At 43.0% G+C, this 13,123-nt stretch carries 12 protein-coding genes; 3 read left to right on the forward strand and 9 right to left on the reverse strand.

Annotated features, from left to right (window positions below; genetic code table 11):
* Window positions 1-8: 8 nt before the first annotated feature.
* From PSE7429_RS04325 to PSE7429_RS04360, 8 genes are all read right to left on the reverse strand, one after another.
* Window positions 9-1,406, reverse strand: coding sequence for an ABC transporter substrate-binding protein (locus PSE7429_RS04325; RefSeq protein ID WP_009625845.1), 1,398 nt, complete (start codon window positions 1,404-1,406; stop codon window positions 9-11).
* 331 nt (window positions 1,407-1,737) lie between these two features.
* Complete coding sequence (locus PSE7429_RS04330; RefSeq protein ID WP_009625846.1) at window positions 1,738-2,445, reverse strand: HAD family hydrolase; 708 nt, start codon at window positions 2,443-2,445, stop codon at window positions 1,738-1,740.
* Window positions 2,442-3,392 (reverse strand): phosphoglycerate dehydrogenase, encoded by a 951-nt coding sequence (locus PSE7429_RS04335; protein ID WP_009625847.1) that lies wholly within the window; start codon window positions 3,390-3,392, stop codon window positions 2,442-2,444. The genes PSE7429_RS04330 and PSE7429_RS04335 overlap by 4 nt, the downstream gene beginning before the upstream one ends.
* A 237-nt stretch (window positions 3,393-3,629) precedes the next feature.
* Entirely contained in the window at window positions 3,630-4,652 is a 1,023-nt protein-coding gene (locus PSE7429_RS04340; protein WP_009625848.1) for an AEC family transporter, read from the reverse strand.
* A gap of 117 nt (window positions 4,653-4,769) precedes the next feature.
* Window positions 4,770-5,531, reverse strand: coding sequence for an SDR family NAD(P)-dependent oxidoreductase (locus PSE7429_RS04345; RefSeq protein ID WP_009625849.1), 762 nt, complete (start codon window positions 5,529-5,531; stop codon window positions 4,770-4,772).
* 314 nt (window positions 5,532-5,845) lie between these two features.
* Window positions 5,846-6,277, reverse strand: a complete 432-nt coding sequence (locus PSE7429_RS23300; protein WP_009625850.1) for a cupin domain-containing protein — start codon at window positions 6,275-6,277, stop codon at window positions 5,846-5,848.
* Between the two features lie 179 nt (window positions 6,278-6,456).
* On the reverse strand, window positions 6,457-7,044 hold the full coding sequence (locus tag PSE7429_RS04355) for a pyridoxamine 5'-phosphate oxidase family protein (RefSeq protein ID WP_009625851.1): 588 nt from the start codon (window positions 7,042-7,044) through the stop codon (window positions 6,457-6,459).
* Window positions 7,045-7,072: 28 nt separating this feature from the next.
* On the reverse strand, window positions 7,073-7,678 hold the full coding sequence (locus PSE7429_RS04360; protein ID WP_009625852.1) for a glutathione S-transferase family protein: 606 nt from the start codon (window positions 7,676-7,678) through the stop codon (window positions 7,073-7,075).
* 260 nt (window positions 7,679-7,938) lie between these two features.
* Here PSE7429_RS04360 and trhO point away from each other — a divergent pair, with 260 nt between their 5' ends.
* The gene (gene trhO, locus PSE7429_RS04365; RefSeq protein WP_009625853.1) at window positions 7,939-8,733 is read left to right on the forward strand and encodes an oxygen-dependent tRNA uridine(34) hydroxylase TrhO; all 795 of its coding nucleotides are present in this window, start codon (window positions 7,939-7,941) and stop codon (window positions 8,731-8,733) included.
* On the opposite strand, the gene PSE7429_RS27055 is transcribed toward trhO, so the two are convergent.
* A complete protein-coding gene (locus PSE7429_RS27055) occupies window positions 8,730-9,134 on the reverse strand; it encodes a hypothetical protein (RefSeq protein WP_040687262.1) in 405 nt (134 codons plus the stop codon). The two genes, trhO and PSE7429_RS27055, sit on opposite strands and share 4 nt — an antisense overlap.
* 361 nt (window positions 9,135-9,495) lie before the next feature.
* On the opposite strand from PSE7429_RS27055, the gene PSE7429_RS23305 reads away from it, so the two are divergent.
* Both PSE7429_RS23305 and PSE7429_RS04380 read left to right on the forward strand, forming a co-directional pair.
* Complete coding sequence (locus PSE7429_RS23305; RefSeq protein ID WP_009625855.1) at window positions 9,496-11,832, forward strand: serine/threonine-protein kinase; 2,337 nt, start codon at window positions 9,496-9,498, stop codon at window positions 11,830-11,832.
* A 98-nt stretch (window positions 11,833-11,930) separates the two neighbouring features.
* Entirely contained in the window at window positions 11,931-12,989 is a 1,059-nt protein-coding gene (locus PSE7429_RS04380; RefSeq protein ID WP_009625856.1) for a pentapeptide repeat-containing protein, read from the forward strand.
* Window positions 12,990-13,123 lie beyond the last annotated feature (134 nt).

The raw sequence follows: 13,123 nt of genomic DNA on the forward strand, positions 1-13,123 counted from the left end.
TTCGATCCTCACTTCCACTTAGCAAAAATATCTTTAATTTTCGCGATCGCGATGTTAGCTGCTTGCTCTGGGGTCGCATCACCCAGAGCCACCGACTTGATCGCTTTCCCCCACACCTTTTCTTCCCCGCCCACATCTGCATAGGCAGGATTCTGGGCAGCATAAAATGAGACTGTATTTTGGAATTGTTTGGTTGCCGTGAGGATATGGGGATCTTGGGAGTCTTTATAATAGGGATCTTCCAATAATTTCGGCATAGTTGGGAAATATCGTCCGCCAGCCCCTTTCAAATATGTCAACAAATTACTCGGTTTGATAATGTGGGAGAGCAGACTCTTTGCCAGTGCTTGATTGTGAGAATCGGCAAAAATAACAGCCTGTTTCACCGCCACTAAATAGTTCAGAGGCTTACTAGTAGGAGCTAGGGGCCATTCTGTGGTGACTAATTTTTTGTTGTAGACTACAGGATCGAATTGTTGCGAAGCAGGAATCGATAGTCCTGGATTTGCGGTCATGAATGAATTCTTACTTAGGAATACCTGATTATTATCCGCATCAGTCCATTGCGTAGCTTTGGATGGAACATACCCATCTTTATAGAATCCAGCATATTTTGTTAAGGCAGCAACAATACCTTGATAGTTTTGAGGACTATCAATTTGGAGTTGACCATTATCATCAAGTAAATCTACACCATAGGCTTCCAGAAATTGCTCAAACATAAAGATAGTGTCTGTGTTTGTGGCTTCAGGCGACATGGGTAAGCCAATACCATAAATATCTTTTTTCCCTTTGCTCCTCGCCCGATCTTGAGCAGTTTCCCAAAATTTCCAAAAGCCATCCCAATCTCTCGGAATATTGGTATCACTTAGTCCCATATCAACAACTAGGTCGCGCCAATAATGCAATCCCGCTGCTAGTTGAGCAATGGGAATAGCGTGATAACTACGTTTATTGGTTGCGCCATTTTTGTAGGACACCGCTTTGAGAGCGATCGGACTAAATAAATCTTTGATCGGTTCGACAATATCAGTTACATCTAATAATTTGTTTTGCCAGGCCAGTTTGGGATATAGAGCAAATTCGGCGGTGTTACTAAATAAGATGTCGGGGGGCTTGCCATTGTTTAGGGCATTTTCGGCATCACGGTTGATTGAGCCGTCATTATAATAAGTAATTTCCACCTTGACATTATTGATTTTTTCCCACTCCGCTACAATTTGTGAGAGCGCCTCAGTCTCAGCAGGATAAAAGCTCTGAATCCACCAAACCCGAAACTTTTTTTTAAGCTCTTCTTCAGTTTTTCGATCAGATTTTATATAATTTAAAACTGCGGAATCACTACAGGCTGCCAGCCCCAGCCCTGCTAAAGATAGTGATAGTTGGTTAAACTGACGACGACGCATAGATTTTTAAGATTAAGAAATGAAGCACACTGCATAAAATCGATATAAATTCGATAAGTAGTTCAGCATAATTAAAAGCCAAAATCACAGCCTGTAACGCCCGCATAGAGGACGGTACGCTCTTCTAGGTTTAAGTTTATACCAAGTTAAGAAATGGCTACGCCATTTCTTAACTTGGTATAAACTTACTAGGTTTAGTTTTTAATTCACAAAAGTGTTGTCACACTTTCGTGAATTGGTATTACTTATGCTTAGCTACTTAGTAGTGCTCTATAGGCTCAGGTATGGGACAGAAAGCGCCCCATACCTAAACACTAACCCATACTTATAGCTAAACTGCTAACTTACACAAGTCTGGTAACACTATGGTATCTGCGGTAAAAGGAACGGTCGATGGATATTGCAGTACCCTGCCTATAAATTTTACACCCGCAGCGATCGCTCCTTCGTAATCGGAGAGAGAATCACCTACCATTAACACGCGATCGCGATCGAAATTATACTTCTGCAAGATATTTTGAATAATATCTCCTTTTGAAGCTGGAGAACCATGTACGGACAAGAAATAATGGCTCATATTTCGTCTCGCCACGATCCTCTGTAATTCCAGATCGGGAGTTCCCGAAGCGACAAATAAAGGGATAGATTGATAATTATTTTCTAAAAATTCATAGGCTCCCATTACATATTTTGCAGCGACAACGGCATCTTCAACGCATTGCGAGAATCGCTCGCCCAGATAATGCTCTTCTTCTTTAGTGAGAGTTTTACCTAGTAAAACTTCATGGTAGTAGCGAAACTTGACAAATCGCGATACCCCACCATGTAAAATATGATAGGCTCTCACCTGTTCGACAATGCGATCGCCATATTCAGCATACAAAGCTCCAAAAGCCTCAGTCTTCACGTCTACTGACTCAACAAGGACACCATCAAAATCAAAAACGATTGCATCGTATTGCGCCTGATTTGATACCTGACTTGACACCTGATTTGATACTCGATCTACTGCTAGACCTAGTGGTGAATTTTCTTTCACGATCTATCTCCCTTGGCAAGCCCCAGATTAATCAGACTGTTCAGTAGATTTTGAGCCGCTTCTTCCTCCATCTGTACGCGAGCTTCCTTCGCATAGGAACCCATGTGAGGTGTCAAAATCACCTGTGGCAAGGTACGGAGTAATCCATGATAGGGCTCCTCTTCAAAGACATCAAGGGCAGCTCCCGCCAGATGCCCTGACACTAGAGCCTCATACAAAGCCTGTTCGTCAACCAGCCCTCCTCTCGAAGTATTGATTAAAATGCTGCCAGGCTGCATTTTATTGATAAAATCCCGATCGACCAGATGATGGTTATCTTGGTTATAGGGAATATGGATGGTAATTACCGTGGCACTGGGAATAAATTCATCCAAAGATGGTACGCAAACTGTATCGGCAAATAGGGAAGCATCACAAAAAATATCATGGGCAATTCTCTTTGCCCCAAAAGTTTTCAAGAGCTGTCCTACGCGATTACCAACTCTGCCATAGCCCAATATTCCGACAACCTGTGATGCAAGTAATCTACCCATTAGGGGCTTCCAGATTCCTTCGCGGAGGGCGCGATCGGCTTCTGACGTTCGCCTCAAAATGGAAAGGATCAGGCTAACAGTTAATTCCGCAACAGCAATAACGGGAGCAGAAGGAGTAATATGTACAGGAATTCCCAACTCTGCCGCAGTATTCAGATCGACACTATCCGTACCGATACCACAACGCGAGATTACCTTTAGAGATTGAGTTGATTTTAAGACCTCCCGAGTCAGAGGCTCAACTCCTGCAATCATGCCAACCACATCATCACTAAGAAGTTCTAAGACCTCTGCTTCTTTAAGCTTCCGACCGTAGGGATTGAGAACGATCTCAAATCCTTGAGCTTGCAAATTCTGCAATATTTGGTTGCTTTTGACATCGAACGAAGATGTACTGATCAGTAACTTTGGCATAGAGTTTTGGTATCTAGGTTTGTTTCTGGATTAGCTTTGCAATTATGGCGAAATATTCCTGTTAAGTCTACGTAACTATGGGTGATATCGCTATCGCCAAATGTATCAATATATAAAAAACACAAGATAGTTGCGATATTTTATGCCACAACCTTCTTGTTTTTTACGGTAAAAACCACATATTTAAATGTTTTTTACTTGAGACTAAATTTATTGGTAGTTATTTAAATTATATTTTCATGAAAATAGCCACAACCAAATCGGGATTGTGAATAATAAAAGAACTACCCCGAAAGCTAAGGTTGTCACGGTCAAATCGCGATCGAGATTATAAGCTTGAGCGATAACTAGAGTTGAGAAGGCTGGAGGCATTCCCATCTGGAGAACCATTGCCATCCGAGGTTCGCCCGTAACACCAAAAAACATTAGTCCAGTACCAACAACTAATGGAGTAAGTAACATCTTAATGGACAGACAAGTTAGGGCTTGTTTAACATTGCGTAGAGTTTTGAGCTGGCTAAGCTGCATCCCAATCATGACCAGCGATAGGGTTACGGTTGTCCATGCGATCGCATTCATGCTAGATGTAACTACCGTGGGCAAAGGTATAAAGCGCATTCCTAAGCCAATAGGTAAACTCCATAATGCAGGAGTTTTTGCCATAGAAATGAAGGGATTAGGTACCTGCTGATTGCTGGACATACTTCCAAAACGGCTGGCGAGAGCGATCCCGACGGAATAAGCTGCGATCGTAGAGCCGATGAGATCGTAAAAAAGAGACCATGCAAAATATTGAGGTCCCACTAAGGCAAGGCTGACAGGATATCCCATAAAGGCAGTATTACCCAAGGTCATGGCGAGTAAGAAACTGCCCTGCGTGGCTCCCGACCAAGCACTTTCCTCCGCTAAGGCTTTCCCCGAAGTTGGCGAATTATCAAAGTTCTTTTCCTGAGCAGTAATCCCCCTTGAAAGCTTTTTAAATCTTTCGTCACTTAAACCTAAATCAATCCAAATCCAAGCTAAACCAGCCCCCACTAGAATCGCAACCCATGCGGTAGTTGGTGCAATCACAATCCATCCCGATAAATCCGTCTGGCGCAAGAATGAAATAATACTGATCGGCACAAATCCAAATAGAAGTAATTTACCCAGATAGGTGGTATAAATTTTGGGCAGGAGCCTCCCTAAAACATAACCGAGAAGAGTCCAGCCAATTAACCTCACGTAGAGTATGAAGAGAGGATTTTCTAGCGCGAACATAGATTTGAACCATTGGAACTAAGTGTAAAAATTGAAATTGCAATATTCAAAAGCTGTAGTGAATGCTGTGCATGGGCTACAGCTTTTGGGATTTTATATTTAATTACGTCTAGCTACTTATAGCTGTCCTCCATTGACATCAACGATCGCCCCTGTCATATAGCTAGATAGTTGAGATGCTAAAAAAAGAATTACATTTACCTGCTCTTCCATAGAGGCAATCCTCCCTAGGGGAATGGAGTCGATTAACTTCTGTTCGGCTTCGGGTGGTAGAGTTGCTGCTAACATTGGGGTATAGGTTTGGCTCGGACAAATGGCATTCACGTTAATTTGAAAAGGTGCTAATTCGTAGGCAAGTTGTCGCGTAAAACCGATTACGCCAGCTTTTGAAGCCACATAATGAATGCCCGATATCTTACTTCTAAAATTACCAGCAATGGAGGAGACATTAATAATTTTGCCATGACGTTGCTGTTTCATGATGGGAACTATATGTTTACAACATAAAAACTGGCTAGTGAGGTTCGTTGCCATAACTTTGTTCCAATCTTCAAGGGAAATATCTTCAATCTTGGCGACTTGGTTAATGGCGGCATTATTAATCAAGATGTCAATCCGTTGATATTTTTGCAATATCGTAGCGATCGCCTCTTTAACTTGGGTCTCATCTGAGACATCACAGGAAATTGACAAGGCTGACTGTCCCAATGCATTTAAGTTTGAGACGATCGCCGTTGCACCACTACGGGATATAAATACTGTATGCGCTCCATAACAAGCGATCGCTTCGGCTACAGCCAGTCCGATGCCACTACTTGCTCCCGTGATCATTGCAACTTTCCCCTTAAAATCATGGGGAAATTCATGTGGTTTAGTCATTTGATTTACTTATAAGTACAGCAATCAAGTTATACCAAGTAAAGAAATGGCATAGCCATTTCTTTACTTGAAAACCCTCACTAAATAGCTGGGCATAATTAAAACCCAGAATCACAACCTGTAGCGCATGCTGCGCGTGCGCTACAGGTTGTGGGGTTTTATATTTAATTGCGCAGCTACTTAGTTTTAGTTTTTAATTCACGAAAGTGTTGTCACACTTTCGTGAATTGGGATAATTGCTTGTTCCCCGCCACAGGCAATTCTAAAATGCCATAAGACACAAATGGGAGAGATCTTTGCTCTCTCCCATTTGTCTAGTTATCAACAAAAATATGATTGACATCAGGCTTCCCGATCGCTAGGCGAATTGAAGGTTGATCGCCAACCACACGAATATTATGAATCACTTTTCGCGGTACAAAAATGATGTCATCCTTTTGGGCGCGATAGGTTCCTTGCCCATCAATATCCCACTCTAGCTCACCTTCCATGACTACCCACCATTCGTCCTCATTGGCGTGATAATGGGTTCGATTGCTTTCTCCCGGTTTTTGGCAAATCATTACGGCACTCATCATATCGGTATAAATGAGTCGTACCGACCAAGATGGTTCGCCCATTTCTTTTTTGATATCTTCAAGACGATTGAAGATCCGATTGATGCTGTCATGGGTATTGGCTTTGGCAACACCATCATTTTTCATTACCGTAGCAAGGTTGCGATCCTGTTTAGCGATCGGGGTCATAGCTGCATTACTCCATTAAGGTTTTTAATCAAGTCCCAACATCTGATCGAGTGATATACAAAACATATTTATATAAGTACCTCAGCATAATTAAAATCCAGATCTAAAACCTGCGGTGCACGCTGCGCGTGCGCCGCAGGTTTTAGGGTTTTATATTTAATTAAGCCCACTTACTTAACTTATGCCGAACTACTTAAAAGATCTTCTAATTCATGGATTCTTGCCAGCAACACATCCACCTCTGCTTGAGAATAGCGAATAGGAATATGTTGCGGACAATTCCAATCCCAACCTTCAATCTCAAATACGATCGCGCGTTCTACTGTCGCTGCATAACTTGGATCTTTTACTTTCGAGAGAATTGTAGGATCGTTTTCGATAATGCGAGCGCGTCCGAGAATCTTGAGGCGGCGACGATGGCGATAATCCATCAAAAATAAAAAGGCTTTATCATTTTCCGAAAGATTCCCTACGGAAATATATTGAACGTTACCGCGAAAATCGGCAAACCCTAGAGTTCGCTCGTCAAGAATCTTTAAAAATCCTGCCTTACCACCACGAAACTGAATATAAGGATACCCATTGGCAGTGACCGTACCAAGGTAAAATCCCTCCATGCTAGCAATAAATTCCGCTAAGTCGGGAGTAACGGTATTATTATCCGCACCCTGATCGACAAAGCGTTGGTAATTCTCGCGAGAACCCATTCTCTCTTGCATTGCTCGTACTGCTGGAGTAAAAGCGATCGTGCCAAATTGACGGGGCATAATTTAACTCCTCTTTGGTCTTAGCTACTTATTCATTTTTTGTCATTGGAATATAGCCTGAAAGCTTCTTAATCCTTTCCATCCAATTGAGGATGTTAGTATAGGGTTCGATATCGATTTTACCATCTTTAGCGAGCGAAAGATAAGGATAGATTGCGACATCGGCAACCGTAGGGCGATCGCATTCAAGCCAATATCTCTCAGTTAGATGCTGATCGATCTGCTGAAGAATGAAAATTGACTTTTGGGTGGCTCGTTCGATATTAATATTCGTTCCTGCACCAAACAGATGGAACAGTCTTGCACTCTCAGGTCCTTGACGCACTTCACCTGCTGCCGTCGAGAGCCAGCGCATTACCCTTGCCATCAGCAAAGCCTCTGTTGGAAGCCATTGCTCGCCACCGTATTTACGCGCCAAATAAATGAGGATAGCCTGAGCATCCGCCAAATTTGTATCCCCATCCACCAGTAGAGGCACTTGCCCAAAGGGATTCTTTGCCAAATACTCAGTTGACTTTTGCTCGCCCTTCATGAGATCGACTCTAACCCATTCATAATCAAGGTTGAGCAGCGACAGCATCAAGCTTACTTTGTAACAGTTACCCGATATTTCGTGACCGTATAGCTTAATCATAGTTTTTTTAATGGTGAGAAAGAACGAGGAAATATTTTTTATGCCGTTTATTCAGCACGAAATTACTGTACCGAACGAACGGTATAATTATCAATAGATACATTAAACTTTTTAGATAGAGGTGGCTAGGCGAAACTAAATATAAAAACCCAAAACCTGTAGTGCGCGCGCAGCGTGCACTACAGGTGAAGAAGGCTTAGTCAAGCTTTCTATGGCAAATGTTGTATATTGGAATGATGCTTTAGTAAGTTTTTGAGTAAATGAGTAGGATCAAGCAAATAAATCGTCTGCAAGCACAAATTATCAATACCGCCCAAGATCGTGCCCAAGAAAATATGGAACTTTGCACAGAACTTTGCGTAGTGGCAGCTTTCTACCATTTCACAGACTTGCTAGATTATGAATCGTTGCAGGCTCCCCTCAAACAGTTTTGCGATGATCGCCAATTAAAAGGCACAATCCTTTTGGCTAAGGAAGGAATCAACTCGACGATCGCAGGTAAGCGCGAAGCAATTGATGCTCTATTAGATTATCTGCGGAGCGATCCGCGCCTTCAAAATTTGGAGCATAAAGAATCTTATTGTCAGGGGGTTCCATTTCAACGCATGAAAGTTCGGCTCAAAAAAGAGATTGTAACTTTAGGCGTTCCCGATATCGATCCCAGACACCGAGTTGGGAAATACGTTGAGCCAAAGGATTGGAATACCTTAATTGCCGATCCTGAGGTGATTGTGATCGATACGCGCAATACCTACGAAGTTGAATTTGGAACATTCAAGGGCGCGATCGATCCGAATATAGAAGTCTTTGGACAATTCCCTAACTACGTCAAGGAGCAACTCGATCCTGAGAAACATCAAAAAGTTGCTATGTTCTGCACGGGAGGAATTCGTTGTGAAAAGGCTAGTGCTTATATGTTATCGCAGGGCTTTAGGGAGGTATATCACCTGAAGGGGGGCATTCTCAAATATATTGAAGAAGTTCCGCCAGAAGAAAGTGTTTGGGAAGGAGAATGTTTCGTCTTTGACGATCGTGTTAGCATTGATAAAATTTAGCATGGATTGACGATTAACTCGTCGGGAATGACGACCCAAACGCAGTACTTGTTAGCATCGGGTACAATCAAGATTGCCATGCCCAAGTCTAGATCTCTTCTGCATCCTGCAATGGCATCGGTGAGACTGTTATAGGCTTTATCGATGACAAAGATTTTGCCCAAATACATAATTGCTTTTTCAGTGCCAGCGATTGTATTAATCATGATCGAGCGAACTTGGTTTAGGGAATTAAGAATCATGGCGTTAGTGTGATTGTTAGTAGGATTGTTAGTGAGATTGTTAATGCGGTAAAGGTATTTCTCTATGGTTATGAGTATCGCTTTAAAATTTTTTTGCTGTTGCGATCGCAAATCTTCGATCCTGTGATGTTGATATTGTAAAAATGCGATCGAAATCACAAAAAAAACCGAATAAGATCGTTAATTTTTAGCCCATCAGGATTTATTGCCCTAGGCAATCACATTGAGCAATAAGTAGCTGGGCATAATTAAAATCAAGATTTAAAACCTGTGGCGCACGCGCAGCGTGCGCCGCAGGTTTTAGGGTTTTATATTTAATTAAGCCCACTTACTTATAGCAATCCTAAATGAGTTGAGAGAAGCCGAAGTCTTATTTGATTGCTATAGAGAGGTGACGCAAAGCGTCACCTCTCTATTAAGTGTCATAATTCTAAATATTTTGCAAAAAATCCTGACAATTAACTTGCGAGGACGTTAAGGAAGTGCAAAAATATTGAAGTTAGTATTGGCTGAAATGATTATGCTCGGTAAAACCCTGACTGGGCGCTATAAGATCGTTAAGATGCTTGGCGGAGGTGGCTTTAGCCAAACATTTATTGCAGAAGATGGATATTTGCCCGATCGCCCAGCCTGTGTGATCAAGCAACTTAAACCTGCCTCATCACAAGCAGAAATTTTAAAAATATCTCGTGAACTATTTGATAAAGAGGCAAAGGTGCTTTATCGATTGGGTAAGCATGATTGCATTCCAAGTTTACTGGCTCACTTTGAAGAGGACGAAGAGTTTTTTCTCGCCCAAGAACTCATTGAAGGCGATGTTTTAACCCAAGAGATTAAGCGCGGTCAATGTTTGGGCGAGCAATATACGATTGATTTTCTAACGGATATTCTTCCTACCCTTGATTTTGTTCATCAACAACAGGTGATTCATCGGGATCTTAAGCCTAGCAATCTGATTCGGCGTACCAGCGACAAGAAGATCGTCTTGATTGATTTTGGTGCAGTCAAAGAGGTCAGTACCCAGCCGATCAGCCAGTTAGGCAATACCAACACTTCGAGCTTAGTAATTGGCTCTCCTGGCTATATGCCGAACGAGCAGTATAGCGGCAAGACAATGTATGCCAGTGATATCTATGCGATCGGGATGATTGCTTTGCAAGCCCTGACGGGATTATCGCCCAATCAGATTCCTGAAGATCCGATAACAAGTGAGTTTTGTTGGCGCGATCTTGCCAAAGTTACCCCAACCTTGGCGGAAGTACTCGATAAAATGGTGCGTTTTGACTTTCGGCAGCGCTATCAATCAGCGAGTGAAGTTTTAGATGCGCTCCAACCCCTACTAACGCGATCGCTCGCTCACACGATTCTCAGTGTAGTGGCTCCATCGGTTGATGCACCTCCAAATCCTATTCCCGCAAATACGATCAAAAGTCCGATAGATAAACTTATCGATGATGTCTCCGATGATTTAGAAATGTGTGAAGACCCTGTCAGGGCAAAGAAGCTCGTATGCCTCGTTTGTACGGGTATTTTGGAAAACGATCTCAACCGTTTAAATAATTTTAGTTTTGGGGAATTACTTCAGGACATATATCAGCAATATCCAACGATCGAATTGCTTAAAGAGAACTTAGTTAAGGCAGTTAAAACAATTGATGTACAAAAGCAGCGCCAATATTTGATCGTGGCGAAGATCGTTTTTAATGCTGCATCACAGATGTATCAAAAACCAGCAGTGGCGATCGCCGAGCCTGTCGCTTCCCCTCCATCCATTCTTCCATCTCCACCTAGTCGTCCAGAAGTTTATTCAGTTAATCATCTAGTAATTAATGCAGATTCGGCGCAACTGATCGCTCCGATTGATAATTCTTTCAATAGTTTGGAACCAGCGACAATTGAATCAGCGACAATTGAACCAGCAGCAGTTAATGTCACTTCCATGCAAATGAGTTCAGAATTGGGCATAGTTGGTCATGAAATAGCAGCGATCGATCCCTATGCCTATGATGAATCGGATGTTTATGCATGGGTTGCCCATGACATTGATACCGATACCCAGCAAATGCGGCTCAAAAAGCTGTTATTTTATACCTACCAAGATGTGTGGGAGAGCGATCTCCGCCAGTTGAATAGCATAAATTGGACAAATTTACTAAGAGAACTAGTTTCCTTTGTGCCAACATTTGCCCAGTTGACCGCATTGATTCAAGGGGCAGTACAACGAGTTTCTAAGCCTACGGAATATTTAGCGATCGGGAATTTATTGCTGATCAAGTTAGAACCTCTTTATCCCGATCGTGCTGATGTTAATCATGGTTGTGCCTTACCGATAGAGACAACCAGCAATTCACCGCAAAAAGCAATTCACCCAGAATTGCCAACAGAATTACCAATGGATTTACAAAGTCCTCGCAAGATTCCCTTTAATCCCCAAATTGCTAGCGATCTGTTTGACCTACGGCTAGAACTGATGCGATTTACCAGTTCTATGCGAGCCAAGATTTTACTTTTTTCCGTACTTTACTATCCCTTCGATCCCGATCGCGATAATTGGCAAGATTTACGCAGTCATGGACTAGATGGGTTGCTGCGACAATTTTTTTATGCCTATGCATCCTTTGATAGGGCGGAAAAATCAATCTGGCAAACGGCGCGATCGCTAAGCGAACCCAATGCTTACGATCAATCAGCTAGCTATATCCTGCAAGCCGTTAGCTCTCTCTACGATCTGCTTGAGGTTAAATCGATGCAACATCCTGCGGAAGGTCGTCAATCTCCCTCTGACGATACGGACTTTACCCAGCCTAGTTTGATCTTTCGCAGCAGTGACGATGATGACACTTGTCAGTTTATCTAGAGATTATCTAGAGAATAGCGGCGCAAAGCACCGCCATTCTCTAGATAAAATGTAAGGGCATGGGTCAATTGCCACTACTTTAATAAGGATCGATCGGTATGGATGCAGCACTCACTTCTCAAGATATCCTGCGACGTTATGCCCAAGGCGATCGCGACTTTAGCGGATGCAATCTGAGTGGCATTAAACTTAGTGGGGCAAATCTCAGCCGCACGGATTGGCTTGATGTCAACTTATCCAAAGCCTATCTCAATAGTACTGTTTTAACCTTTGCTTGTTTAACTCGGGCAAATCTGCGCGGAGCTTTGATGGTAGGGGCAAATCTCTGTGGTGCAAATCTCAATCAAGCCAGCCTGAGTAACGTCAATTTGTCTAATGCCGATCTCCATGGTGCTAGCTTGCAAGGAACGACGTTATTTGGTGCAAACCTGAGCCTTGCTAACTTGATGGATGCTAACTTAATCGATGCGGATATGCGGACGATTAACTTGGGTGGGGCAAATCTGGGTGGTGCTTGTATGCGTGGCGCAAATCTCAGACAAGAGCGAGCGGTTGGCGATCGGGATGAAATCGATGTTAGTAGAAAGAAACGGAGCATCGCCAGTTTGATCGGGGCAAACCTCTCTGGGGCAGACCTACGGGGAGCAAATCTATCGGGAGCCGATCTGTATAAGGCGGATCTGCGCGGGGCAAACTTGCAAGAGGCAACCCTCAGTGGCGCGAACCTCAGCGAAGCCAAGTTAAATAATGCTTATCTGCAAGGTGTATTCCTAACTGAGGCAAATCTCAGCAGTGCTAGTCTTGTGGGCGCAGTTTTAAATAATGCCAAACTAGAACGCGCCATCTTAATTGATGCCGACTTTAACGGGGTTACCCTCAATGGTGCAATTATGGCAGATATCAAAGCCAGCCGAGTACAGATGCAAGGAGCCGATCTCACGGATGCCAAATTATCCCGTGCTGATCTCAGCCGCGCCAATCTGAAGGGAGCGATTATGGTCAGAGCAAATCTGATCGAAGCTTATCTCGCAAGGACAAATCTAGCAGATGCCGATCTGACAGATGCAATTCTCAACCGTGCCGAGTTGAGTAGTGCTAATCTCGTTGGCGCAATTCTCAAAGGCGCGACCCTTCCCGACGGTAAAGTTCATAGATAGGAGAAGCTACTCGCAGGATCCAAAATATAAGAGAGCTAAAAGTTTGCTTTATATCTAATACCAAGTTAAGAAATGGCTACGCCATTTCTTAACTTGGTATAAAAACTGCGGCGCACGCTGCGCGTGCGCCGCAG

Origin of the sequence: Pseudanabaena biceps PCC 7429 (genome assembly GCF_000332215.1) — a bacterium.
In the GTDB taxonomy this organism is placed as follows: Bacteria; Cyanobacteriota; Cyanobacteriia; order Pseudanabaenales; family Pseudanabaenaceae; genus Pseudanabaena; species Pseudanabaena biceps.

What these genes read in the sequence shown, in the direction of transcription:
- PSE7429_RS04325 (WP_009625845.1), bottom strand. Translation starts at nt 1,406, where the DNA reads ATGCGTCGTCGTCAGTTTAACCAACTATCACTATCTTTAGCAGGGCTG.
- PSE7429_RS04335 (WP_009625847.1), bottom strand. Translation starts at nt 3,392, where the DNA reads ATGCCAAAGTTACTGATCAGTACATCTTCGTTCGATGTCAAAAGCAAC.
- PSE7429_RS04340 (WP_009625848.1), bottom strand. Translation starts at nt 4,652, where the DNA reads ATGTTCGCGCTAGAAAATCCTCTCTTCATACTCTACGTGAGGTTAATT.
- PSE7429_RS04345 (WP_009625849.1), bottom strand. Translation starts at nt 5,531, where the DNA reads ATGACTAAACCACATGAATTTCCCCATGATTTTAAGGGGAAAGTTGCA.
- PSE7429_RS23300 (WP_009625850.1), bottom strand. Translation starts at nt 6,277, where the DNA reads ATGACCCCGATCGCTAAACAGGATCGCAACCTTGCTACGGTAATGAAA.
- PSE7429_RS04355 (WP_009625851.1), bottom strand. Translation starts at nt 7,044, where the DNA reads ATGCCCCGTCAATTTGGCACGATCGCTTTTACTCCAGCAGTACGAGCA.
- PSE7429_RS04360 (WP_009625852.1), bottom strand. Translation starts at nt 7,678, where the DNA reads ATGATTAAGCTATACGGTCACGAAATATCGGGTAACTGTTACAAAGTA.
- trhO (WP_009625853.1), top strand. Translation starts at nt 7,939, where the DNA reads ATGAGTAGGATCAAGCAAATAAATCGTCTGCAAGCACAAATTATCAAT.
- PSE7429_RS23305 (WP_009625855.1), top strand. Translation starts at nt 9,496, where the DNA reads ATGCTCGGTAAAACCCTGACTGGGCGCTATAAGATCGTTAAGATGCTT.
- PSE7429_RS04380 (WP_009625856.1), top strand. Translation starts at nt 11,931, where the DNA reads ATGGATGCAGCACTCACTTCTCAAGATATCCTGCGACGTTATGCCCAA.